A 22,819-nucleotide genomic window follows, 5' to 3' on the forward strand; every position below is an offset into this window, starting at 1 on the left:
TCGTCGATTGTCAAACATGGTCTGGACGGTCCTGGGAGAGGCCGCCCGGTCCGGGATGAGCCGGAGTCGGGCGGCCGGCCCGTCAGACCTCTTCGACGCTGCTCGGCTCGCGCCGGGACAGGTCGATACCGAGCTCTTCCGCGGCGCGGAAGACGTCCTCGTCGGTGTCGCGCATCTCGATGGACATGCCGTCCGAGGACAGCACCTCCACGTTGAGGCAGAGGGACTGCATTTCCTTGATGAGCACCTTGAAGGACTCGGGAATGCCGGGCTCGGGGATGTTCTCGCCCTTGACGATGGCCTCGTAGACCTTCACCCGGCCGAGAACGTCGTCGGACTTGATGGTCAGCAGCTCCTGGAGTGCGTACGCGGCGCCGTACGCCTCCAGCGCCCACACCTCCATCTCGCCGAATCGCTGCCCGCCGAACTGCGCCTTACCGCCCAGCGGCTGCTGGGTGATCATCGAGTACGGACCGGTGGAGCGGGCGTGGAGCTTGTCGTCCACCAGGTGGTGCAGCTTGAGGATGTACATGTAGCCGACCGAGATCGGGTCCGGGAACGGCTCGCCGGAGCGGCCGTCGAACATCCGGGCCTTGCCGGACGGCAGCACCATGCGGTTGCCGTCGCGGTTGGGGACCGTGGACTCGAAGAGGCCGGTGATCTCGTCCTCGCGGGCGCCGTCGAAGACCGGGGTCGCGACGTTGGTGCCCGGCGCGACCTGGTCGGCGTCGATCGCCTGCAGGCGGCGCGCCCACTCCTCGCCGATGCCGGAGACGTCCCAGCCCTGCTTCGCGAGCCAGCCGAGGTGGATCTCCAGCACCTGCCCCGGGTTCATCCGGGACGGGACGCCGAGCGGGTTGAGGATGATGTCGACCGGGGTGCCGTCCTCCAGGAACGGCATGTCCTCGACCGGCAGGATCTTGGAGATGACGCCCTTGTTGCCGTGCCGGCCGGCCAGCTTGTCGCCGTCGGTGATCTTCCGCTTCTGCGCCACGTACACGCGCACCAGCTGGTTCACACCGGGCGGCAGCTCGTCGCCCTCCTCGCGGTCGAAGACGCGGACGCCGATGACCTTGCCGACCTCGCCGTGCGGCACCTTCAGGGAGGTGTCGCGGACCTCGCGGGCCTTCTCGCCGAAGATCGCGCGCAGCAGCCGCTCCTCCGGGGTCAGCTCGGTCTCGCCCTTCGGGGTGACCTTGCCGACCAGGATGTCGCCGGCGACCACGTCGGCGCCGATCCGGATGATGCCGCGCTCGTCGAGGTCGGCGAGGACCTCCTCGGAGACGTTCGGGATGTCCCGGGTGATCTCCTCCGGGCCGAGCTTGGTGTCACGGGCGTCGACCTCGTGCTCCTCGATGTGGATCGAGGAGAGGACATCGTCCTGCACGAGGCGCTGCGACAGGATGATCGCGTCCTCGTAGTTGTGACCCTCCCACGGCATGAACGCGACCAGCAGGTTCTTGCCGAGGGCCATCTCGCCCTCGTCGGTCGACGGGCCGTCGGCCAGCACCTGGCCGGCCACCACGCGGGCGCCCTCGTCCACGACGACCTTCTGGTTGAAGGACGTGCCCTGGTTGGAGCGGGAGAACTTGGCGACCCGGTACGTGGTGTACGTGCCGTCGTCGTTGGTGACCGTGACGTAGTCCGCGGAGACCTCCTGGACCACACCGTCCTTCTCGGCCTTGATCACGTCGCCGGCGTCGACCGCGCAGCGGTACTCCATGCCGGTGCCGACCAGCGGCGCCTCGCTCTTGATCAGCGGCACCGCCTGGCGCATCATGTTCGATCCCATGAGCGCGCGGTTGGCGTCGTCGTGCTCCAGGAACGGGATCATCGCGGTCGCGACCGACACCATCTGGCGCGGCGAGACGTCCATGTAGTCGACGTCGTCGCCGGGGATGTAGTCGATCTCGCCGCCACGGCGGCGGACCAGCACGCGGGACTCGGCGAACCGCAGGTCCTCGGTCAGCGGCGCGTTGGCCTGCGCGATGACGAAGCGGTCCTCCTCGTCCGCGGTCAGGTAGTCGACGTCGTCGGTGACGACGCCCTCGACGACCTTGCGGTACGGGGTCTCCACGAAGCCGAAGGCGTTCACCCGGCCGTAGGAGGCGAGCGAGCCGATCAGGCCGATGTTCGGGCCCTCCGGCGTCTCGATCGGACACATCCGGCCGTAGTGCGAGGGGTGCACGTCACGGACCTCGAAGCCGGCCCGCTCACGGGACAGACCGCCGGGGCCCAGCGCCGACAGGCGGCGCTTGTGGGTCAGGCCGGACAGCGGGTTCGTCTGGTCCATGAACTGCGACAGCTGGCTGGTGCCGAAGAACTCCTTGATGGAGGCGACGACCGGCCGGATGTTGATCAGGGTCTGCGGCGTGATCGCCTCGACGTCCTGGGTGGTCATCCGCTCGCGCACGACGCGCTCCATCCGGGCCAGGCCGGTGCGGACCTGGTTCTGGATGAGCTCGCCGACGTTGCGCAGGCGGCGGTTGCCGAAGTGGTCGATGTCGTCGACCTCGACCACGATCTGCGAACCGTTGTCACCGCTGGTCTCGGTCTCGCCGGCGTGCAGCTTCACCAGGTACTTGATGGTGGCCAGGATGTCGTCGGTGGTGAGCACGCCGGCGTCCAGCGGCGCGTCGCTGCCGAGCTTCTTGTTCACCTTGTAGCGGCCGACCTTCGCCAGGTCGTAGCGCTTGGGGTTGAAGTAGAGGTTCTCCAGCAGGGTCTGGGCGGCCTCCTTGGTCGGCGGCTCGCCCGGACGCAGCTTGCGGTAGATGTCGAGCAGCGCGTCGTCCTGGCCCTGGGTGTGGTCCTTCTCCAGGGTGGCGCGCATCGACTCGTACTCGCCGAACTCCTCCAGGATCTGCTCGGTGCTCCAGCCGAGCGCCTTGAGCAGCACGGTGACCGACTGCTTGCGCTTGCGGTCGATGCGGACACCGACCATGTCGCGCTTGTCGATCTCCATCTCCAGCCAGGCGCCCCGGGACGGGATGATCTTGGCGGAGAAGATGTCCTTGTCGGACGTCTTGTCGATCTGGCTGTCGAAGTAGACGCCCGGCGAGCGGACCAGCTGCGAGACGACGACACGCTCGGTGCCGTTGATGCAGAAGGTGCCCTTGTTGGTCATCAGGGGGAAGTCGCCCATGAAGACCGTCTGGGACTTGATCTCGCCGGTCTCGTTGTTGGTGAACTCGGCGGTGACGAAGAGCGGCGCGCCGTACGTGAAGTCGCGCTCCTTGCACTCGTCCAGCGAGTTCTTCGGCGGCTCGAAGCGGTGGTCGCGGAAAGTGAGCGACATCGACCCGGAGAAGTCCTCGATCGGGGAGATCTCCTCGAAGATCTCCTCCAGACCGGACTTCCTGGGGACGTCCTGCCCACTGTCCAGGGCCGCCTCGACCCGGGCCTTCCACGCGGCGTTGCCGAGCAGCCAGTCAAAGCTCTCGGTCTGGAGCGCGAGGAGGTTCGGAACTTCGAGCGGTTCACGGATCTTCGCGAAAGAGATGCGCAGCGGTGCGGTGCTTGCGCCGTTGTTCGAATTGGCAGTCGAGGCGTTGCGCGAGGCGGCCAAGAGGGGGTCCTTCCGAGGGCTCGGACTCACTACGCGCATACCGGTCCGCCCCTGAGCTTGAGGAAAACCCCTGATGAAGGGCCCTCTCAGTGGTGCTCAGATATGGGCATGCCGCTGGTGACGGGCCAGGCAGCAGCTAACAGGCAGCGCAAAGGGTCAGTGTAGCCACTTGGCCCACTGATGTCCAGAGCTGTGATTCGGAGTACCGAATCGTCGCCCCCTCCGCCCGTCTCGCGCCCCGGTTCCCCTCGGATGGAACCGGATCCGCACTCACCACGCTGCAAAGCCATGCATTCCCGCATCGCCGCCGATCCATGCATCCGATGCCGAAGAAGTGCGGCCGGTGCTGCACGGCCACCGGCCCCGAGCCGGACCGGTGTGGCGACGCGTCCTGAGAATTGCGCGAAGCGTGCCATACGTCAAGGCCCCGTCGCCGGGAGAGATCCAGAACGCCGCAGGGCGGCCACCCGGAAGGGTGACCGCCCTGCGGCGGGTGGAGCAGGTGTTACTTGACCTCGACCGAGGCGCCGGCGCCCTCGAGCGCCTCCTTGGCCTTGGCAGCGGCTTCCTTGGTGGCCTTCTCGACGACGGCCTTGGGAGCGCCGTCCACGAGGTCCTTGGCCTCCTTCAGACCCAGGGAGGTCAGCTCGCGCACGACCTTGATGACCTGGATCTTCTTCTCGCCGGCACCCGTGAGGATGACGTCGAACTCGTCCTGCTCCTCGACGGCCTCGGCGGCGGCGACGCCCGCGCCACCCGCAGCGGGGGCGGCGGCGGCGACGGCCGCGGTGACGTCGAACTTGTCCTCGAACGCCTTCACGAACTCGGAGAGCTCGATGAGGGTCATCTCTTCGAACTGCGCGAGCAGGTCGTCCTGGCTGAGCTTCGCCATGGTGGCGGGTCCTTCCATTCAATCGGCTGGTGCCGGGTGTACATGTCGGCGGGCGTACGTCAGGCCCGCGGCGACCTCCGCGCTGCGCCGTACTGCTACGGCCTCACGCGGCGGTCATTGTGCGAGCCGAATTACTCGGCACCGCCCTGCTCGGCCCGCTTGGCACGAAGCGCGTCCGCGGTGCGGACGAACTTCGAGGGAAGCGCCTGGAAGAGCGCGGCAGCCTGGGACTGCTTGCCCTTCATGGCGCCCGCCAGCTTGGCGAGCAGAACCTCGCGGGACTCGAGGTCCGCAAGCTTCTTGATCTCGTCGGCGGACAGCGCCTTGCCGTCAAGGACACCGCCCTTGATGACGAGAGCGGGGTTGTCCTTGGCGAAGTCGCGCAGACCCTTCGCCGCCTCGACCGGGTCACCGGTCACGAAGGCGACGGCCGACGGACCCGCGAACAGGTCGTCGAGCGTGCTGATCCCGGCCTCGTTGGCCGCGATCTTGGTCAGCGTGTTCTTCACCACGGCGTACGTGGCGTTCTCACCGAGCGAACGGCGCAGCGTCTTGAGCTGCGCCACGGTGAGACCGCGGTACTCGGTCAGCACAGCGGCGTTCGAGGAGCGGAACTGATCCGTCAACTCGGCAACCGCGGCAGCCTTGTCAGGCCTCGCCATGAGTCTCGGCCTCCTTCCGGGTGATTGCGGACCGCCCGGCGTGAAGGGACTCTCCTCGGCGAAAACAAACGCCCCGAGCGCAGGCGCACGGGGCGAGACTCGACGGACACGCACACACGAGGCGTACGGTTCCGGAGATCATCCACGGTCACCTGCGCGGGCCGTCCGCATCCAGCGGATCCTTCGGCCGCCCTGTCCCTTTCGGGGCACGGCGACAACCAGCGGTCTTTGGCTTCCCGAGCAGCGTACGGGACCCGGTCCCCGCGGGGCAAATCGCCTCCGGCGGGCGCCCGCGGGCCGCGGGGCGGCGGTTCAGGCAGCCGCGGGCCGACCGCCGACCGCCGCCGCGTCGGCGGTGTCCGCGACGGGAGGCGCGGCGATGCTCCGAGGGCCGCCGAGGGCCGTGACGTCGACCGAGATCGACCGCCCGGGTCCGCACGTGACCACCCACCCGACCGGTCGCCCCCGGGCGTCCACCCACACGTCCAGCTGCGCGCTCTCGGCGCCGGCGGGCAGGACGGCGGGCGGGGCGCTCCCGGCCAGGACCAGACGCCGGTCAGCGGCGAGCGCCGCCCGGTCCACCGTGCCCTGGTAGTGCGTGGCGACCGTGCCGTCGACGTTCTGCGAACCCAGGTCGATCACGCCGGCCGCGTCCGCCGCCATCCACAGCCCGTCGAGCGGGTTGGCCTGCAGCCCCTCTTCCGACAGCCTCGGAACCGGGACCTTCATCCAGTGCCTTCCCCGCAGCGCGCCGCTGGGCCGGGGCCCGACCCCGTAGTAGAACGCGCCGTCCACCAGCAGCACCTCCGTCGTGTCGGAGGCGCTCAGCTCCTGCATCGCCAGTTGCGCGGTCGGCGCCCGGACGTCCATGGCCGGTCGGGAGCCCCAGGTGAACAGGCCGTCGAAGCGGACCTTCCGGCCGTCCCAGGCCACGTTCTCGGTGGCGACGAGGGACTGCCTGGCGTCGCCGTAGGCCGCGAGCCGCCGCATGAGCGCGGTACGCGCGGCGCGGCCCGGGTCCGGGGTCACCGGCACCGGGGAGGCCGAGAAGGGAACCGGCACCGGGCGTACCGCGCGCCGCGGCGCGGCCGGGCCCGACGAGCATCCGGCGAGCGCCACCGCAGTCGCGGCGACCGCCGCGCAGGCCGCGAGCACGCGTGTCCTCATGCCGTCGCCCACCCCGTACTCGTGTCCGCCGGCCGGACTGCTTCGCGCAGCCGACCGCCCCGGCGGCACTGTAGCGGGGCCGCGGTCGCGAGAACGGGCCGGGCCCGCCTCCCCGGGGGGAGGCGGGCCCGGTGTGCACGGTGCGGCCAGGCGTCACACGGACGCCGGGTCCTCCTCGACGAGGAGGTTGCGGGTGCGGTTGGAGTCGACCTGGATGCCGGGGCCCATGGTCGTGGAGACCGCGGCCTTCTTGATGTAACGGCCCTTGGCGGCGGACGGCTTGAGACGCAGGATCTCGTCCAGGGCCGCCGCGTAGTTCTCCACCAGCTGGGCGTCGTCGAAGGACACCTTGCCGATGATGAAGTGCAGGTTCGAGTGCTTGTCGACGCGGAACTCGATCTTGCCGCCCTTGATGTCCGTGACCGCCTTCGCCACGTCGGGCGTCACGGTGCCGGTCTTCGGGTTGGGCATGAGGCCACGCGGGCCGAGGACGCGGCCGAGGCGGCCGACCTTGCCCATGAGGTCCGGGGTGGCGACGACGGCGTCGAAGTCCAGCCGCCCCTTCGCCACCTCGTCGATGAGTTCGTCGGAGCCGACGATGTCGGCCCCCGCGGCTTCCGCGGCCGCGGCACGGTCACCGGTCGCGAAGACCAGGACCCGGGCGGTCTTGCCGGTGCCGTGCGGGAGGTTCACGGTGCCGCGGACCATCTGGTCGGCCTTGCGAGGGTCGACACCCAGGCGGAAGGCGACCTCGACGGTCGAGTCGAACTTGGTGCTGGACGTCTCCTTGGCGAGACGGACGGCCTCCAGAGGCGCGTAGAGGCGCTCCTGGTCGATCTTGGCGTCCGCAGCGCGGAGAGACTTGCTGCGCTTGCTCACTGCTGCTCCTACGGTTCTGGGAGTCGTGGTCGGGGCCGAGCGGGCCCTCCCACATCTGCTGCTACTGCGAGGCCGACGTCAGCCCTCGGCCCATCGCTCGGGCTTCCTGCTCACTCGCTCCGCGGACGGCCTCGCCCTCCTTGCCCTCCATCGGACAGGAGGGGCCGATCGGCCGGCCACTGCGCGAGCTCGGGCGTCAGCCCTCGACGGTGATGCCCATCGACCTGGCGGTGCCCGCGATGATCTTCTCCGCGGCGTCCAGGTCGTTGGCGTTCAGGTCGGGGAGCTTGGTGGTGGCGATGTCGCGCACCTGGTCGCGGGTGAGCTTGGCGACCTTCTTCACGTGCGGCTCGCCGGAGCCCTTGTCCACGCCCGCGGCCTTGAGGATGAGCTTCGCGGCCGGCGGGGTCTTGGTGATGAACGTGAAGGTCCGGTCCTCGTAGACCGTGATCTCCACCGGGATCACCATGCCGCGCTGCGACTCGGTGGCCGCGTTGTAGGCCTTGCAGAACTCCATGATGTTCACGCCGTGCTGGCCCAGCGCGGGGCCGACCGGCGGGGCCGGGTTGGCCGCACCGGCGTTGATCTGGAGCTTGATCAGCCCCGTGACCTTCTTCTTCTTGGGAGGCATTGCTCTCTCCGGGTCCTGTTGAGAGTTTCCATGCCTGCGAGCAGGCATACCGCACCACGATAGCGGGTATCGCGCCGTGCTCCGAATCCGGCTGGTCAGTACGCCCGGGTGCCGGGCGGCTGAAACCCAGGTCTACGCGCAAAGAATTTCTGACATGAACACTTCCCAGAGGGGCGACAGCTTGCTACTCCTTAGTAGCCAACAGCGATCCTGCCCCCCATGGAGGTTCCGTGAGACCGGCCACGAAGTCCCTCTCAGCGATCGGCACCGTCATCCTCGCGTTCGTCCTCGCGATCGTCGTCACAGGTCCGGCCCAGGCGGCCGGACCCGCGTATGTCGCCCTCGGGGACTCCTACTCGGCCGGCAACGGCGCGGGCAACTACGACAGCGCGAGCGGCGACTGCCACCGCAGCTTCAGCGCCTACCCCTACCTGTGGAAGAACGCGCACGCGCCGTCCTCCTTCTCCGACCTCGCCTGCTCCGGCGCGGTGACCTCCGACGTGCTCAACAACCAGCTCGGCACGCTCAGCGCCTCCACCGGTCTGGTCACCCTCACCATCGGCGGCAACGACGCGGGCTTCTCCGACGTGATGACCACCTGCGTCACCGGGTCCGACAGCTCCTGCGTCAGCCGGGTCAACACCGCGGAGACCTTCGTCAGGAACACCCTGCCGGGCCGCCTCGACTCCGTGTACAACGCGATCCGGGCCAAGGCCCCGAACGCCCACGTGGTCGTGCTGGGCTACCCGGACATGTACACCCTCAACGTCTTCTGCGTCGGGATGAGCGCCACCAAGCACCAGAAGATCGACGAGGCGGCCGACCTCATCGACACCACCACCGCCGCCCGCGCAGCCGCCCACGGCTTCTCCTTCGGCGACGTCCGCAGCACCTTCCACGGCCACGAGCTCTGCTCCGGCGGCGACTACCTGCACTCCCTGGTCATCTCGCCGAGCTTCGAGTCCTACCACCCCACCGCCACCGGCCACTCCGCCGGCTACTACCCGGTGCTCAACTCCCTCGACTGACCTCCACCGGGCGCCCTCCCCCCACCCGCCGGGCGCCGAACGGCGAAGCCCCTGCTCCCCGCGCGTACGCGGGGGCAGGGGCTTGCGAGGTCGATCCGGCGGCGGAGCCGTCAGTTCTTCTGGATCTGGTCGAAGCTCAGCTCGACCGGGGTCTCGCGGCCGAAGATCTCGACGAGGCCCTTGACCTTCTTGGAGTCGGGGTTGATCTCGTTGATCGTGGCCTGGAGGGTGGCGAAGGGGCCGTCGGTGACGGTGACCGAGTCGCCGACCTCGAAGTCGAGGACCTGGACCTCGATCTTGCGGGGCTGGGCGGTGCCCTCGGCGATCGCGGCGGCCTCGGCCGCGGCCTCCACCTCGGGGGCGAGCATCTTGACGATCTCGTCCAGCGTCAGCGGGTACGGGTCGTACGCGTTGCCCACGAAGCCGGTGACGCCCGGGGTGTTGCGGACCACGCCCCACGACTCGTTCGTCAGGTCCATGCGGACCAGGACGTAGCCGGGGAGCTTGTTCTGACGGATCGTCTTGCGGTCGCCGTTCTTGATCTGGACGACTTCTTCCTGGGGCACTTCTGCCTGGTAGATGTAGTCCTCGACGTTGAGCGAGACGGCGCGCTGCTCCAGGTTGGACTTCACGCGGTTCTCGTAGCCCGCGTAGGTGTGGATCACGTACCACTCGCCGGGCAGCGTGCGCAGCTCCTCGCGGAACGCGGCGACGGCGTCGACCGGCTCTGCGGGCGTGTCCTCGCCGGCGTCCTCGGCGGACTCCTCGTCCTCCGAGTCGTCCTCCGCGGACGTCTCGTCCTCGTCCTCGGCGTCGACGGTGTCCTGCTCGGCGGACTCGTCCTCGGCCAGATCGGCAGTCTCGGCCTGGTCGACGTCGCCCTCCGCGGTCTCGACGGTGTCGAGTGCGGTGTCGTCGCCATCGGCAGACTCGTCGGTGGCGGCGCCGTCGTACACGTTCGGGTCAGACACGGTGACTGCTTCTTCCTGACTTCAAAGGGTGGGACATACGGACAGGTGCCGTGGGCTCAGGCCCGGCACCCGCCGCGGGATCAGCCGAAGACGTACGAGACGAGCTTCGAGAAACCCCAGTCAACCACGCTGACGAAGGCGATGACGACGACAACGAACACAATCACCACGGTGGTGTACGTCATCAGGTCATTGCGGCTCGGCCAGACGACCTTCCGCAGCTCCGCCACGATCTGGCGGTAGAAGAGAGCAAGACGACCGAGCGGGCCCTTCTTTCCGCGCTTGCCACCGCGGCGGGGCTTCTTGTCGGTCTCCTTGTCATCCTGAGTCGTGCCAGGCTCAGGAACGCCGATGGAGTCCGTGATCTCAGTCACTCGTCCTCACCTGACTCCGGGGTCGTGGCCATGCCGCGCCCGTCGCGCGGTACGGCGAGTGCTTATCCTGCCCACGCCCACCATCAGGCGTGCGAGCAGGGCCGGAGGGACTTGAACCCCCAACCGCTGGTTTTGGAGACCAGTGCTCTACCAATTGAGCTACGACCCTTTGCTGACTCACCCAACGTACCGCAGTGCAGCAGTTGGGAGGGCCACCGACGGATGAGTGTACGTGCTCGGAGGCTCCCCGTCGAACGTCTTGCACCCGAAGGGGTCGGCAAACCCGGTGCCGGGCCGCGGCGGGGAGTGGGACCATGCAGTCATGAGCGCAGCAACCCCCTCCGCCACCCCGTCAGCACCGTCCCCGAGCGAGCGCCGGGTGTCGGCCCGCATCGGGGCGATCTCCGAGTCCGCGACGCTGGCCGTGGACGCCAAGGCCAAGGCCCTCAAGGCCGCCGGGCGTCCGGTGATCGGCTTCGGCGCCGGCGAGCCCGACTTCCCGACCCCCGACTACATCGTCGAGGCCGCGGTCGAGGCGTGCCGGACCCCGAAGTACCACCGCTACACGCCGGCCGGCGGCCTGCCCGAGCTGAAGGCCGCGATCGCCGCCAAGACGCTCCGCGACTCCGGCTACGAGGTGGACGCCTCCCAGGTGCTGGTCACCAACGGCGGCAAGCAGGCGATCTACGAGGCGTTCGCAGCCGTCCTCGACCCGGGCGACGAGGTCATCGTGCCCGCCCCGTACTGGACCACCTACCCCGAGTCGATCCGGCTCGCCGGCGGCGTGCCGGTGGAGGTCGTGGCCGACGAGACCACCGGCTACCGGGTCTCGGTGGAGCAGCTGGAGGCCGCCCGCACCGAGCGCACCAAGGTGCTGCTCTTCGTCTCCCCGTCCAACCCCACCGGCGCGGTCTACAGCGAGGCCGACACCGAGGCGATCGGCCGCTGGGCCGTCGAGCACGGCCTGTGGGTGCTGACCGACGAGATCTACGAGCACCTCGTCTACGGCGACGCGACGTTCACCTCGCTGCCGGCGATCGTCCCCGAGCTGCGCGACAAGTGCATCGTCGTCAACGGCGTGGCGAAGACGTACGCGATGACCGGCTGGCGGGTCGGCTGGATCGTCGGCCCCAAGGACGTGGTGAAGGCCGCGACCAACCTGCAGTCGCACGCCACCTCCAACGTCTCCAACGTCGCCCAGGTCGCCGCGCTGGCCGCGGTCACCGGCGACCTGTCCGCGGTCGCCGAGATGCGCGCGGCCTTCGACCGGCGGCGGCAGACCATCGTGCGGATGCTCAACGAGATCGACGGCGTGCTCTGCCCGGTCCCCGAGGGCGCGTTCTACGCCTACCCGTCGGTGAAGGCCCTGCTCGGCAAGGAGATCCGCGGCAAGCGCCCGGCCACCTCGGTGGAGCTGGCCGCCCTCACCCTCGACGAGGCCGAGGTCGCGGTCGTCCCCGGCGAGGCCTTCGGCACCCCCGGCTACCTGCGGCTGTCCTACGCGCTCGGCGACGACGACCTCGTCGAGGGCGTCTCCCGGCTGCAGAAGCTGCTCGGCGAGGCCACCGACTGACCCCTTCGCCTGACCCCTTCGCCGCCGCGGAGACCCGGACGCCGGGATCCGCTCCTGCTTTCGGGCAAGCCCCCGTTCGGAGAAAGTGGTTCCGGGCGGGGGCCGACGTGTAGCAGGATCTTGGAATGGCACGCGAGGCACCCACGGCCCGGGACGTCCGGCTCCTTCCCAAGGCTCATCTGCATCTGCACTTCACCGGGTCGATGCGGCCCGGCACCCTGCTGGAGCTCGCCGACCAGCACGGCGTCCACCTGCCCGAGGCGCTGACCTCGGGCCAGCCGCCGAGCCTGCGGGCGACCGACGAGCGCGGCTGGTTCCGCTTCCAGCGGCTGTACGACATCGCCCGCTCGTGCCTGCGCACCCCCGAGGACATCCGGCGGCTGGTGCGCGAGGCCGCCGAGGAGGACGTGGCGGACGGCTCCGGCTGGCTGGAGATCCAGGTCGACCCGACCTCGTACGCGCCCCGGCTCGGCGGGCTGATCCCCACCATGGAGATCATCCTGGACGGCGTGCGGAGCGCCTCGCACGACACCGGCCTCGGTATGGGCGTGGTGATCGCCGCGAACCGCATGAAGCACCCGCTGGACGCCCGTACGCTGGCCCGGCTGGCGGTCCGCTACGCCGACCAGGGGGTCGTCGGCTTCGGGCTGTCCAACGACGAACGCCGGGGCCTGGCACGGGACTTCGACCGCGCCTTCGCCATCGCCCGGGAGGGCGGCCTGCTGGCCGCACCGCACGGCGGCGAGCTGGCCGGGCCCTCCAGCGTCCGGGACTGCCTCGACGACCTGCACGCGCAGCGCGTCGGGCACGGGGTGCGCGCCGCCGAGGACCCCCGCCTGCTGCGCCGCCTCGCCGACGCGGGCGTCACCTGCGAGGTCTGCCCGGCCTCCAACGTCGCCCTCGGCGTGTACGACAAGCCCGAGGACGTCCCGCTGCGCACCCTCTACGACGCCGGCGTCCCGATGGCGCTGGGCGCCGACGACCCCCTGCTCTTCGGCTCGCGGCTGGCCGCCCAGTACGACATCGCGCGCGCCGCGCACGCCTTCACCGACGCCGAACTCGCCGACCTGGCCCGCCAGTCCGTCCACGCCGCGCGCGCCCCGCAGGACGTCAAGGACGGCATGCTGACCGGCATCGACGGATGGCTCGCCTAGGGTCTGTCGTTGGCGGCCGGGACGGCGCCGCCGGAGGTCAGAGGGCGACGCCCACCGTGACCGGCTCGTTGACCAGCGTCACGCCGAAGGCGGCGGCGACGCCGCCGCGCACCTCGCGGGCGAGCGCCAGCAGGTCCTGGGTGGTGGCCGCGCCGCGGTTGGTGAGCGCCAGGGTGTGCTTGGTGGAGATGCGGGCCGGCCCGTCCCCGTAGCCCTTGGTGAAGCCGGCCCGGTCGATCAGCCAGGCCGCGGAGAGCTTGGTGCGCTCGCCCGGCTCGGGGTAGGCGGGCGGCTGGACGTCGGCGCCGAGCCGGGCGCGGGCCCGGTCCAGGAAGGCGGCGTAGTCGTCGGCGCCGAGCACCGGGTTGGTGAAGAAGGACCCGGCCGACCAGGTGTCGTGGTCGTCGGGGTCGAGCACCATCCCCTTGCCGGCCCGCAGCCCCAGCACCGTCTCCCTGACCTTGGCCAGCGGCGCCCGGTCGCCGGGCCCGACGCCCAGCGCCCGCGCGGTCTCGGCGTATTTCACCGGCGCGGACATGCCGCCCGCGTCCTCCAGTGCGAAGCGGACCCGCAGCACCACGTGGCGCGCCGGGTCCTCCTTGAAGCGGCTGGTGCGGTAGGCGAAGCCGCAGTCCTCGCCCGCGACGGTCACCGTCTCGCCGGTGGTCCTGTCGTAGGCGACCACCTCGGTGATCGTGCTCGACACCTCCTGGCCGTACGCGCCGACGTTCTGGATCGGCGTGGCGCCGGCCGAGCCGGGGATGCCGGCCAGGCACTCGATTCCGGCCAGGCCCGCGCGGACCGTCTCAGCGACCGCGTCGGTCCAGTTCTCGCCGGCGGCCAGCTCCAGCCGGCGGCCGTCGAGGCGCACGCCCCGGGTGGCGACCACGACGGCGGTGCCGTCGAAGCCGGCGTCGCCGATCACCAGGTTGCTGCCGCCGCCCACCAGGAGCACCGGCTCCCTGCGGGCGTCGGCGGCGCGGACCGCCTCGATGAGCTCCTCGTCGGTGACCGCGGTCACCAGGCGCGCGGCGGGACCGCCCAGCCGGAGGGTCGTGAACGGTGCGAGCGGGACGTCTTCCATTACGTGCACCACGCCATTCTTCCATCCGCCGGGCCCGGCACCCGTCCCCGGCCCGCCCGCGCGCCCGGCGCGCTCCCGGCGCACGGTACGGGTAAGGGGCGCCCACCAGTGGCGGACGCCCCTTACCCGTACCCGCTGCTGCCGCGGCGCGGTGCTCAGCCGAGCCTGACCACCGCGCGGGACATGCCGAGCACCTTCTGGCCCGCGCTGGTCGCGACCAGGTCGACCCGCACCAGGTTGTCGTCCAGCTTCGCGGCGACCTTCCCCGTCACCTCGACGCGCGCGCCCTCGTCGTCGTTCGGCACCACGACCGGCTTGGTGAACCGCACGCCGTACTCGACGACCGCGCCCGGGTCGCCGGCCCAGTCGGTGACCACCCGGATCGCCGAGGCCATGGTGAACATGCCGTGCGCGATCACGTCGGGCAGCCCGACCTCGCGGGCGAACCTCTCGTTCCAGTGGATCGGGTTGAAGTCGCCGGACGCGCCCGCGTACCGGACCAGCGTGGCGCGGGTCACCGGGAAGCCGGCGGGCGGCAGCTCCGTGCCGACCTCCACGTCGTCGTACGCGATCCTCGCGGCCATCACGCCTCCCCGCCCTGCTCCGGCCCGGACGCGCCGCGGGCCACCAGCTTGGTCCAGGCGGTCACCACGTGCTCGCCGGACTCGTCGTGGACCTCGCCGCGGATGTCGAGGATCTCGTTGCCCGCCATGGACTTGATCGCCTCGATCGTCGAGACGACGGTGAGCCGGTCGCCGGCCCGCACCGGCCGGGTGTAGGCGAACTTCTGGTCGCCGTGCACCACCCGGCCGTAGTCGAGTCCCAGCTCCGGGTCCGTGACCACGACGGCCGCCGCCTTGTAGGTGATCGAGAAGGCGAAGGTCGGCGGCGCGATCACATCGGCGTGGCCGAACCCCTTGGCCGCGTCCGCGTCCCGGTAGACGGGATTGTCGTCGCCGATCGCCTCGGCGAATTCACGGATCTTCTCCCGGCCCACTTCGTAGGGCTCGGTGGGCGGATAACTGCGCCCGACGAAGGACTGGTCCAGAGCCATCGGCACCTCCGGTGCGGAACGGAACGGGGCACGACATGCCGCGAGGCCGTCCCCGGTGGTGAACACGGGTACGGCCTCACGACGGAGCCTGAGCCTGCTGCGTGCACCGGCAGCCGAAGCCGGCGGCGCACACGGCGTGCAGAAAGCAGAAGGTCAGCGGGTCTCGCGGTGCGCGGTGTGCGCGTTGCAACGCGGGCAGTGCTTCTTCATCTCAAGACGGTCCGGGTCGTTGCGCCGGTTCTTCTTGGTGATGTAGTTCCGCTCCTTGCACTCCACGCAGGCCAGCGTGATCTTCGGGCGGACGTCGGTGGCGGCCACGTGAGTGCTCCTTGACGAACGGGGGTGATGAACACAGAAAGAGTAGCCGATCGAGGGACCGAACCCGCAATCGGCTACGGAGAGTAGCGGCGACCGGACTTGAACCGGTGACACAGCGATTATGAGCCGCTTGCTCTACCGACTGAGCTACGCCGCTTCGACGAACTGGCCCCCGCCATAGGGCGGGGAACCGATCCATCAGAGCCCCAATACGGAATCGAACCGTAGACCTTCTCCTTACCATGGAGACGCTCTACCGACTGAGCTATTGGGGCGAGCGAGGAAGACATTACACGGTCCGCAGCGATACGTGAAATCCGTATCCGTCAGGGCAGATCGGGCCTCCGCCGCGCGGCCGGCCGCCGCTCGGCGCGACCCTCGCCGGTACGACTAATGCCTTCCTGCCGGGCGCGGGACGCACCTCCGCATAGGGTCGGACCTGCGTGATCATGCCCGTCGACCGGCACTTGACGCCCGCCGCCCGCCGCCTGCCTGTCCGCATCGGAGGAGCGCGATGACCGACACCCCCCGCGAGAGTCCCCGGGAGACCGCCGCGGAGACCGCCACCCTGCTGCTGTGCGGCGCCCGGCTCGCCGACGGGCGCACCGTCGACGTCCGCCTGAGCGGCCAGCGGATCGAGGCGGTCGGCACCTCGGGCAGCCTCGCGCTGCCGGCCGGCCGCGGCGGCCGCCCCGCCGAGGGCGCCCGGATCGACCTGCGCGGCTACCTGCTGCTGCCGGCGCCGGCCGAGCCGCACGCCCACCTGGACCTCGCGCTGACCGCCGGCGGCCCGCCCACCGGCGACACCGCGGACGTGCAGCGGCGGGCCACCGAGGCCGCGCTCCTCCAACTCGGCCACGGCGCCACCGCGGTGCGCAGCCACGTCCGGGTCGGCGACGTGCAGGGCCTGCACGCGCTGGAGGCGGTGCTGCAGGCCCGGCGGGCGCTGCGCGGCCTGGTCGAGGTGCAGGCCGTCGCGGTGCCCCGGCTGCTGACCGGCGTCGCGGGCGCGGACGGCTGCGCGATGCTCCGGGACGCGCTGAAGATGGGCGCCTGCGTGGTCGGCGGCTGCCCCGAGCTGGACCCCGACCCGAGCGGGTACGCCGAGGTGGTGCTGTCGCTGGCCGCGGAGTTCGGGGTGCCGGTGGACCTGCACGCCTCCGCCGCCGACCCGGCCCGGCTGGCCCGGCTGGCCGCGATGGCCGGCGGGCTGCGCCCCGGCGTGACGCTCGGCCCCTGCCACGCGCCCGCCGGCCTGCCGCCCGAGGCGCTCGCCTCCACCGCGGAGCGCCTGGCGGCGGCGGGCGTGTCGGTGGTGGTGCTGCCGCAGGGCGGCTGCGGCGCGCTGGAGCGCGACGGGATCGCGCCGGTACGGGCGCTGCGCGCGGCGGGGGTACGCCTCTGCGCCGGCAGCGGCTCGCTCGGCGACCTCGCCAACCCGGTCGGCCGCGGCGACCCCCTGGAGGCCGCCTTCCTGCTGGCCACCCACGGCGTCTGCCCGGCCCCGCAGGCGTACGACCTGATCAGCGGCCAGGCGCGGGCGGTGCTCGGGCTGCCGGAGGTACGGGTCGAGGCCGGCTTCCCCGCGGAGCTGCTCGCGGTACGCGGCGACAGCGTGGCCGGCGTGCTGTCGCTCGCGTACAGCCGGCTGGTGATCCACCGCGGCCGGGTGGTCTCGCGGACCAGCGCGGTGCGCGAGTACTGCGACTCGGCGGGCGAGGCGGCCCTCGACCTCCCACGGCAGTCGCACCGCGAGGCGTAACGTCGCGGCATGCGTACGGTGATCGCTGGTGGACACGGACAGATCGCGTTGCGGCTCGAGCGCAGGCTCGCCGGGCGCGGGGACAGCGTGGTGGGACTGATCCGCAACCCGGCCCAGGCCGAGGACCTGCGGGCGGTGGGCGCCGAGGCGGCGGTGGTCGACCTGGAGTCGGCGAGCGTCGAGGAGGTGGCGGCGGTGCTGCGCGGCGCGGACGCCGCGGTCTTCGCGGCCGGCGCGGGCGCCGGCAGCGGCGCCGACCGCAAGCTCACCGTGGACCGCGACGCGGCGGTGCTGCTCGCGGACGCGGCGGAGCAGGCCGGCGTCCGGCGCTTCCTGGTGGTCTCCTCCATGGGCGCGCACGCCGAGGCCACCTACCCCGACGCGGTCTTCCAGGCGTACCTGCGCGCCAAGGGCGCGGCGGACGACGCGATCCGCGCCCGCGACGCGCTCGACTGGACGATCCTGCGCCCCGGCGCGCTGACCGACACCCCCGGCACCTCCCGCATCCGGCTGGCCCCCTCCACCGGCCGCGGCTCGATCCCCCGCGAGGACGTCGCCACCACCCTCGCCGCCCTCCTCGACACCCCCGCCACCGCCGGTCTCACCCTCGAACTGATCTCCGGCGACACCCCCATCGACGAGGCCGTCACCAACGCCTGAGCGCCCCAAAGGGGCGCGGGGAACGGCGCGACCAGCCACCACCCGGCAGAAGGCCCGGGGGACGACAGCACCCCGCCCCCACGGACCGCCCCAAAGGGGCGCGGGGAACGGCGCGACCAGCCACCACCCGGCAGAAGGCCCGGGGACGACAGCACCCCGCCCGCACGGGCGGACGTCACCCCACCCCAGGCGTCAGCCGTAGAAGTTGCGCTGCCACCGGTGCCGCGCCAGCACCTCCAGCGTGCGGGCGTCGAGCAACCCGCCGTCGCTCACCGCGGCGTTGCGCTCGGCGTTGCGGACCGTCCGCATCCCCGGAATCACCGTGGACACCTGCGGAGCACTGAGCACGAACCGCAGCGCGGTCCCGGCGAGTTCGTCCCGGGTGATGCCGAGGTCGGCGACGATCGCGTCGACGTGCTCCTCGACCTGCGCCGGCCGGTCGCCGCGGAAGTAGCGGTTGCGGAAGTCGCCCTCGGGGAATGTGCTGCCCGCGACGACGCTGCCGGTCAGCCCGCCCTCGTCGAGGGCGACCCGGACGATCACGCCGACGCCGTGCTCCTCGCAGGCCGGGAAGAGCTCCTCGGCCGGCGCCTGGTCGAAGACGTTGTAGATGACCTGGACGGTGTCGACGGCGCCGCTGCGCACGAGCGCGAGGGCGTTCGCCGGCTGGTGGTCGTTGATCGACACGCCGAACAGCCGGATCAGCCCCTCGCTCTTGAGGTCGGCGATCGTCTCGAGCCAGTCGCCGCGCCCGACCCACTCGTCGCTCCACACGTGGAACTGGAGCACGTCGAAGTGGTCGAGGCCGCTCGTCCGCAGGCTCGTCTCCAGGCTCTGCCTGATGTGCGCGCCGGGGAACGCGTCGGCCGGGTCGACGCCGTCGGGCGCGGGCCACCGGCCGTTCAGCGGCGGCACCTTGGTGGCGACGAGCACCTCGTCGCCGGCCCGCTCCCGCACCAGCCGGCCGACGATCCGCTCGCTCTCGCCGTAACCGCGTGCGGTGTCGACGAAGTTGACGCCGAGGTCGAGGGCGCGGTGCAGGGCGCGCAGCGAGTCGTCCTCGCTCGCGCCGATCCACGCCGACGCGCCGATCCCCCAGGCCCCGTACCCGATCTCCGACACCGACAGTCCGCTACGACCGAGCGGGCGATACCGCATGAGGACTCCTATACGAGGCGATCACGACGCGGCCGAACATAACACCGGGACGGGGGCCCGGGGGCGCGGGTCTGGGGGGACGCGGAGTCCTACCGCCGTACGGCCTGGGGGGCCAGGCCCTTCGTCTCCTCGTCGGCGATCCGCGCGGAGTCGGCCGCGGCGTGCCGCGCCGCGCCGGCCGGGGCGGTGGACTTGCCGCAGAACGCGGGGTCCAGCGCGGCGCGTTCCGCGGCGAAGACGTCACCGTTGTTGGAGGCGTTCGCCGACACCGTCAGCTGCCGGGAGCCGTCCTTGGTGGTGTACGAGTAGGTCTGGTAGCCCTCGATGATCCCGTCGTGCCCGTAGACCTGCACCCCGCAGGAGAGCGTGTACTGCCGGATGCCGAGGCCGTAGCCGGAGGTCGAGTCGATCGGGGCGATCGTCTCCATCTCGGCGACCTGCGCCTGCGGCATCAGCGTGCCGGCGGCGAGCGCCCGCCAGTACGCGTTCAGGTCCGCGGTGCTGGAGATGGCCGCGCCGGCCGTCCAGATCCACGACGCGGTCTGCTCGGTCGCGTCCAGCATCGGCTTGCTGCGGTCGTCGTCGGTGAGGTAGCCGTTCGCGTGCGGGCCGCCGATGCCGGTCTGCGGGACGTAGAAGCGGGTGTGCGTCAGCCCGAGCGGCGTGAGGACGCGGTCGGCGAGCACCTGGGCGTACGGCTCCGCGGTGACGTGCTCGACGAGCAGGCCGAGCACCACGAAGTTGGTGTTCGAGTACTGGTACCGGCTGCCCGGTGTGAACTGCGATCCCTGCGCCACGGCCTGCGCTACCAGGTCGGCCGGGTCGTAGACCTGGTAGCGGAAGTTCTGGTAGCCGGGGATGGTGGAGCCGGCGAGCAGGTCGTTGGTGTAGTCGTACAGGCCGCTGGTGTGGTTCAGCAGTTCGCGCACGGTGATCCGCGACCCGGCGGGCAGCACGCCGGCCGCGAGGTAGCCGGTGGCGGGCGCGTCCAGGTCCACCAGGTGCTGCGCCTCCAACTGGAGGACGAGCACCGCGGTGAAGTTCTTGGTGATGCTGCCGACGCGGAACTGGCCGAGCGGGTCCACGGGCGTGTTCGCGCCGCGGTCGCCGGTGCCGACGCTCACCGTGCCGCCGCCGCCCGCGGTGTCGCTGACCTGGGCGAAGACACCGGGAGAACCAGCCGCCACGACGCTCTGGAGCGCGCTGCGCAGGCCCGTCAGGTCGGGGGCGCCCGCCGCAGGGCGCGCGGCCGGCGACGCGGCCGTGGTCCGCGCCCCGGCGGCCTGGGCGCTGCCCGCGGCCGCGCCGACCGTCAGCGAGCCGACCGCGCCGAGGGCGGCGAGCGCGGCGAGGGCGGTACGCGGGCCGCGGGCGCGGCGGGCCGCGCGCGGGGTGCGGACGCCGCCGTCCGCACCGCCGGAACCCGAGCCTGCGCCTGCGCCTGGCTCTGCGTCTGAACCCGAGGGACGAGGGGACACGTGGGACTCCCGTTCTGTCGTGTTGACAACTGATGCCCACGCTACGTGCGTTGCGTGTGTGGCGCACGGAATTGATCAAGCGGGGTGGATCTTGGCGGGGCCGCTCGGCGCGGTTCCCCCGCAGGCCGGGGGCAGACCGGGTGGGGAGACCGGATGGCGGACTGCGCGGATGGCTTCCGAGGAGATCACCGCGGCCGCCGCGGCACCTGGGACCCGGGTGGTCTGACGGTCAACCGGCTGGGGTTCGGGGCGATGCGGCTGACCGGCGGCGGCGCCTTCGACCTCGGCACGCCGAGCGACCGCGAACGCTCCATCGGGGTGCTGCGGCGCGCCGTCGAGCCGGGCGTCGACCACATCGACACCGCCGCCTTCTCCTTCTCCTCGCTGCGTTCGGCCAACGAGCTGATCAACCGCGCGCTCGCGCCCCCGACGACCTGGTGATCGTCACCGAGGTCGGCCCCGGGCGCGACCCGTCCGGTGCGTGGCTGCCCTGGGCCAGGCCCGAGCAGCTGCGCGGCCAGGTCGAGGAGAACCTGCGCCGGCTCGGCCGCGACCACCTCGACGTGGTCAACCTCCGCGCCATGGGCGCGGGCCCGATCGACGAGCACTTCGGCGGGCTGGCCGACCTCCGTGCCGCCGGGCTCGTCCGCCACCTCGGCGTGTCCAACGTCACCGCCGAGCACCTCGCGCAGGCGCGGGCGATCGCCCCGGTGGTCTGCGTGCAGAACCGTTACGGCCTGGACGGCCGCCGCGCGGAATCCGACGACCTGCTGCGGCGCAGCGGTGAACTGGGCATCGCCTTCGTGCTGTTCTTCGCCATCGCGGGCGAGGGCCGCGAGGCCGGCGCGAGGGCAGGAGCGGCGGCCGGCGCGAGGGCAGGAGCGGCGGCCGGCGCGCCTGCCGAGCACGACGAGGTCTCGCGGTCGCCCGCCGCCACGGCGCGACGCCGGCACAGGTCAGGCTCGCCTGGACGCTGCACCTGGGCCGCCCTGTGCTGGCCATTCCCGGCACCGGGAACCCGGCGCACCCAGCCGGGAACGAGCCGGGAACGTCGCGGCGGCCGGGCTCGTCCTCAGCCCCGAGGAGCTGGCCCGGCCCACGGCGGTGCACGCGGACGCCGGCTGACCGGCCCGGCCCGCCTCAGCCCCCCCTGATGGCGTACGCCGAACGGCTGGCCGGCCTCTTCGGCGACGCCGGATCCCCCGAGGCCGGCCGGGCGATCGGCGGCGCGCTGCCGTATGCGATCGGCAGGGCACGACGGAGGCCGCGCGGCGTGCCGCCGCCGGCCACGCCCACCGGCCCGACCCGGGCGCCCTGCGCGCCGAGACGTTCGGCCAGGGCCTCGACGGCGTCCTCGACGGCCTCGCGCCGCGCCTGCCGCGCCAGGCCCCCTCCGGGCGGGACCGGCCGCGATCGGCGGCGTCAGGAGACGTCCGGCGCGGCCCCCGGGTCAGAAGCCGGAGCAGTAGGCGGTCGCGGAGGGCCCGCTGGCGGTGTCGGTGTGCACCTTGCCGTCGTCCTTGACGGCCGCGCAGGTCACGGTGCCACCCGAGGCGCCCAGCGTCACGGCGAGCGAGCCGCCGGTGCGGTACTCCTTCGTGGTCACCTTCAGGTGCCACGGCAGCGCCTTCACCGTCTCCTTGGTGGTCGAGATGTTCCCGCCGTGCCAGGTCGAATAGGCGACGGCGACGTCGCGGGCCGTACCGGTGATGCTGTACCGCACGGTGACCTGCTTGGTGGACTCGCCGTGGACGGCGGTCGCGATGCCGGCGACGGCGCCGAGGAAGACCAGACCCGCGAGGACGATCCAGGGCCACCTGCGCCACCGCTTCGGCGGCGGCGAGTGGACGTGCCCGCTGCCCGTGGGCCCGTCCGGCGGCGTCGGCCCGTCCTGGCCCCCCGCACCGTGGTCGCTCCAGCCGGTCACCACCTCCTCCTGCACCGCCGGCTCCCCCGGCGCGTGCGGCGGCCCCACCCCGGCCCCCCACCGGGACTCGTCACGCTCCGGGTGGCCCCCCTGCCCCGACGTCGGCTCGCTCATACGACCAGAGTGCGACGTGAGCGCAGTCGCGGCGAACGGAGGAGCGGCCGCGTACCCCCGCCGGGGCGGCCCCCGGCCCCCCGGCCCCCGGCCCCCGCCCTCCCCCGACCACGCCACGGCACGTCCGCCCCGCCACGGCGACCCTTGCGGCGGCAGCACGGTCAGTGAGCCTTTCCGTTCCGGTCATGCCGTGGAGCCTGGCAGGCCGTCCGGCCGGGCGCGGCGCCGACCGCGGCGACAGCCGCGGTGACAGCCGCGGCGACAGCCGCGGTGACAGCCGCAGCACCCAACGCGATGGCAACTGCTGCCCCAGAAGACTTCGTTCGTCACGGCAGTGTTGCCACCGTATGAACATACGAAGGCCG

Annotated in this window: 20 protein-coding genes, 3 tRNA genes and 1 pseudogene; 6 read left to right on the forward strand and 18 right to left on the reverse strand. The window is 71.8% G+C overall.

All coding sequences use genetic code 11. The features are described 5' to 3' along the window. Positions 1-82 precede the first annotated feature (82 nt). The 6 genes from rpoB to rplK all read right to left on the reverse strand — a co-directional run bounded on the left by rpoB (position 83) and on the right by rplK (position 7,799). On the reverse strand, positions 83-3,568 hold the full coding sequence (rpoB, locus tag V2S66_RS07800) for a DNA-directed RNA polymerase subunit beta (protein WP_330793772.1): 3,486 nt from the start codon (positions 3,566-3,568) through the stop codon (positions 83-85). A 505-nt stretch (positions 3,569-4,073) separates the two neighbouring features. Next, positions 4,074-4,460: a 50S ribosomal protein L7/L12 gene (gene rplL, locus V2S66_RS07805; RefSeq protein WP_330793773.1), complete on the reverse strand. Its 387-nt coding sequence runs from the start codon at positions 4,458-4,460 to the stop codon at positions 4,074-4,076. Between the two features lie 131 nt (positions 4,461-4,591). Then, positions 4,592-5,122: a 50S ribosomal protein L10 gene (gene rplJ / locus V2S66_RS07810; protein ID WP_330793774.1), complete on the reverse strand. Its 531-nt coding sequence runs from the start codon at positions 5,120-5,122 to the stop codon at positions 4,592-4,594. A gap of 312 nt (positions 5,123-5,434) precedes the next feature. Beyond that, entirely contained in the window at positions 5,435-6,289 is an 855-nt protein-coding gene (locus V2S66_RS07815) for an SCO4651 family lipoprotein (protein ID WP_330793775.1), read from the reverse strand. A 153-nt stretch (positions 6,290-6,442) separates the two neighbouring features. Next, positions 6,443-7,168, reverse strand: a complete 726-nt coding sequence (rplA, locus tag V2S66_RS07820) for a 50S ribosomal protein L1 (RefSeq protein ID WP_330793776.1) — start codon at positions 7,166-7,168, stop codon at positions 6,443-6,445. Between the two features lie 196 nt (positions 7,169-7,364). Next, positions 7,365-7,799, reverse strand: coding sequence for a 50S ribosomal protein L11 (gene rplK, locus V2S66_RS07825; protein WP_330793777.1), 435 nt, complete (start codon positions 7,797-7,799; stop codon positions 7,365-7,367). A gap of 230 nt (positions 7,800-8,029) precedes the next feature. Here rplK and V2S66_RS07830 point away from each other — a divergent pair, with 230 nt between their 5' ends. Beyond that, positions 8,030-8,827 (forward strand): SGNH/GDSL hydrolase family protein, encoded by a 798-nt coding sequence (locus V2S66_RS07830; protein WP_330793778.1) that lies wholly within the window; start codon positions 8,030-8,032, stop codon positions 8,825-8,827. 110 nt (positions 8,828-8,937) lie between these two features. Here V2S66_RS07830 and nusG read toward each other — a convergent pair whose 3' ends face one another. The 3 genes from nusG to V2S66_RS07845 all read right to left on the reverse strand — a co-directional run bounded on the left by nusG (position 8,938) and on the right by V2S66_RS07845 (position 10,341). Further along, positions 8,938-9,798, reverse strand: a complete 861-nt coding sequence (gene nusG, locus V2S66_RS07835) for a transcription termination/antitermination protein NusG (protein ID WP_330793779.1) — start codon at positions 9,796-9,798, stop codon at positions 8,938-8,940. 80 nt (positions 9,799-9,878) lie between these two features. Then, a complete protein-coding gene (secE, locus tag V2S66_RS07840) occupies positions 9,879-10,163 on the reverse strand; it encodes a preprotein translocase subunit SecE (protein ID WP_330793915.1) in 285 nt (94 codons plus the stop codon). Between the two features lie 105 nt (positions 10,164-10,268). Further along, positions 10,269-10,341 (reverse strand) — tRNA-Trp (locus V2S66_RS07845). 153 nt (positions 10,342-10,494) lie between these two features. On the opposite strand from V2S66_RS07845, the gene V2S66_RS07850 reads away from it, so the two are divergent. Beyond that, complete coding sequence (locus V2S66_RS07850) at positions 10,495-11,745, forward strand: pyridoxal phosphate-dependent aminotransferase (protein ID WP_330793781.1); 1,251 nt, start codon at positions 10,495-10,497, stop codon at positions 11,743-11,745. A gap of 125 nt (positions 11,746-11,870) precedes the next feature. Further along, positions 11,871-12,899, forward strand: a complete 1,029-nt coding sequence (locus tag V2S66_RS07855) for an adenosine deaminase (RefSeq protein WP_330793782.1) — start codon at positions 11,871-11,873, stop codon at positions 12,897-12,899. Between the two features lie 37 nt (positions 12,900-12,936). Here the strand turns inward: V2S66_RS07855 and V2S66_RS07860 are convergent, their stop codons facing one another. The 6 genes from V2S66_RS07860 to V2S66_RS07885 all read right to left on the reverse strand — a co-directional run bounded on the left by V2S66_RS07860 (position 12,937) and on the right by V2S66_RS07885 (position 15,630). After that, positions 12,937-13,983 carry a UDP-N-acetylmuramate dehydrogenase gene (locus V2S66_RS07860; RefSeq protein WP_413966328.1) on the reverse strand — a complete coding sequence of 349 codons (1,047 nt, stop codon included), beginning with the start codon at positions 13,981-13,983 and terminating at the stop codon, positions 12,937-12,939. Between the two features lie 155 nt (positions 13,984-14,138). Then, on the reverse strand, positions 14,139-14,567 hold the full coding sequence (locus tag V2S66_RS07865; RefSeq protein WP_330793784.1) for a MaoC family dehydratase: 429 nt from the start codon (positions 14,565-14,567) through the stop codon (positions 14,139-14,141). Further along, positions 14,567-15,037 carry a MaoC family dehydratase N-terminal domain-containing protein gene (locus V2S66_RS07870; protein WP_330793785.1) on the reverse strand — a complete coding sequence of 157 codons (471 nt, stop codon included), beginning with the start codon at positions 15,035-15,037 and terminating at the stop codon, positions 14,567-14,569. Before V2S66_RS07870 ends, V2S66_RS07865 begins: the two co-directional genes overlap by 1 nt. A gap of 153 nt (positions 15,038-15,190) precedes the next feature. Further along, positions 15,191-15,355: a 50S ribosomal protein L33 gene (gene rpmG / locus V2S66_RS07875; RefSeq protein ID WP_004571794.1), complete on the reverse strand. Its 165-nt coding sequence runs from the start codon at positions 15,353-15,355 to the stop codon at positions 15,191-15,193. An 84-nt stretch (positions 15,356-15,439) separates the two neighbouring features. Further along, positions 15,440-15,512, reverse strand: a tRNA-Met gene (locus V2S66_RS07880). Between the two features lie 45 nt (positions 15,513-15,557). Beyond that, positions 15,558-15,630, reverse strand: a tRNA-Thr gene (locus V2S66_RS07885). Positions 15,631-15,869: 239 nt separating this feature from the next. On the opposite strand from V2S66_RS07885, the gene V2S66_RS07890 reads away from it, so the two are divergent. Next, entirely contained in the window at positions 15,870-17,117 is a 1,248-nt protein-coding gene (locus tag V2S66_RS07890) for an amidohydrolase family protein (protein ID WP_330793789.1), read from the forward strand. A 9-nt stretch (positions 17,118-17,126) separates the two neighbouring features. Then, positions 17,127-17,777: an NAD(P)H-binding protein gene (locus V2S66_RS07895; protein ID WP_330793791.1), complete on the forward strand. Its 651-nt coding sequence runs from the start codon at positions 17,127-17,129 to the stop codon at positions 17,775-17,777. A 192-nt stretch (positions 17,778-17,969) separates the two neighbouring features. On the opposite strand, the gene V2S66_RS07900 is transcribed toward V2S66_RS07895, so the two are convergent. Together V2S66_RS07900 and V2S66_RS07905 are read right to left on the reverse strand one after the other, a co-directional pair. Next, on the reverse strand, positions 17,970-18,935 hold the full coding sequence (locus tag V2S66_RS07900) for an aldo/keto reductase (RefSeq protein WP_330793792.1): 966 nt from the start codon (positions 18,933-18,935) through the stop codon (positions 17,970-17,972). A gap of 89 nt (positions 18,936-19,024) precedes the next feature. Then, a complete protein-coding gene (locus tag V2S66_RS07905; protein ID WP_330793793.1) occupies positions 19,025-20,413 on the reverse strand; it encodes a serine hydrolase domain-containing protein in 1,389 nt (462 codons plus the stop codon). A gap of 169 nt (positions 20,414-20,582) precedes the next feature. Here V2S66_RS07905 and V2S66_RS07910 point away from each other — a divergent pair. Continuing rightward, a pseudogene (locus tag V2S66_RS07910) lies at positions 20,583-21,538 on the forward strand (aldo/keto reductase). Between the two features lie 325 nt (positions 21,539-21,863). Here the strand turns inward: V2S66_RS07910 and V2S66_RS07915 are convergent. Next, on the reverse strand, positions 21,864-22,454 hold the full coding sequence (locus V2S66_RS07915) for a hypothetical protein (protein ID WP_330793794.1): 591 nt from the start codon (positions 22,452-22,454) through the stop codon (positions 21,864-21,866). Positions 22,455-22,819: the final 365 nt, after the last annotated feature.

Origin of the sequence: Actinacidiphila polyblastidii (assembly GCF_036353415.1) — a bacterium.
GTDB lineage: Bacteria > Actinomycetota > Actinomycetes > Streptomycetales > Streptomycetaceae > Actinacidiphila > Actinacidiphila polyblastidii.

Bases quoted from the DNA above. Each gene is read 5' to 3' on its own strand.
- V2S66_RS07865 (WP_330793784.1), bottom strand. From the start codon at position 14,567: ATGGCCGCGAGGATCGCGTACGACGACGTGGAGGTCGGCACGGAGCTG.
- rplK (WP_330793777.1), bottom strand. From the start codon at position 7,799: ATGCCTCCCAAGAAGAAGAAGGTCACGGGGCTGATCAAGCTCCAGATC.
- V2S66_RS07860 (WP_413966328.1), bottom strand. From the start codon at position 13,983: ATGGAAGACGTCCCGCTCGCACCGTTCACGACCCTCCGGCTGGGCGGT.
- V2S66_RS07890 (WP_330793789.1), top strand. From the start codon at position 15,870: ATGACCGACACCCCCCGCGAGAGTCCCCGGGAGACCGCCGCGGAGACC.
- rplL (WP_330793773.1), bottom strand. From the start codon at position 4,460: ATGGCGAAGCTCAGCCAGGACGACCTGCTCGCGCAGTTCGAAGAGATG.
- V2S66_RS07850 (WP_330793781.1), top strand. From the start codon at position 10,495: ATGAGCGCAGCAACCCCCTCCGCCACCCCGTCAGCACCGTCCCCGAGC.
- V2S66_RS07915 (WP_330793794.1), bottom strand. From the start codon at position 22,454: ATGAGCGAGCCGACGTCGGGGCAGGGGGGCCACCCGGAGCGTGACGAG.
- V2S66_RS07895 (WP_330793791.1), top strand. From the start codon at position 17,127: ATGCGTACGGTGATCGCTGGTGGACACGGACAGATCGCGTTGCGGCTC.
- V2S66_RS07855 (WP_330793782.1), top strand. From the start codon at position 11,871: ATGGCACGCGAGGCACCCACGGCCCGGGACGTCCGGCTCCTTCCCAAG.
- V2S66_RS07870 (WP_330793785.1), bottom strand. From the start codon at position 15,037: ATGGCTCTGGACCAGTCCTTCGTCGGGCGCAGTTATCCGCCCACCGAG.
- V2S66_RS07815 (WP_330793775.1), bottom strand. From the start codon at position 6,289: ATGAGGACACGCGTGCTCGCGGCCTGCGCGGCGGTCGCCGCGACTGCG.
- V2S66_RS07900 (WP_330793792.1), bottom strand. From the start codon at position 18,935: ATGCGGTATCGCCCGCTCGGTCGTAGCGGACTGTCGGTGTCGGAGATC.
- rplJ (WP_330793774.1), bottom strand. From the start codon at position 5,122: ATGGCGAGGCCTGACAAGGCTGCCGCGGTTGCCGAGTTGACGGATCAG.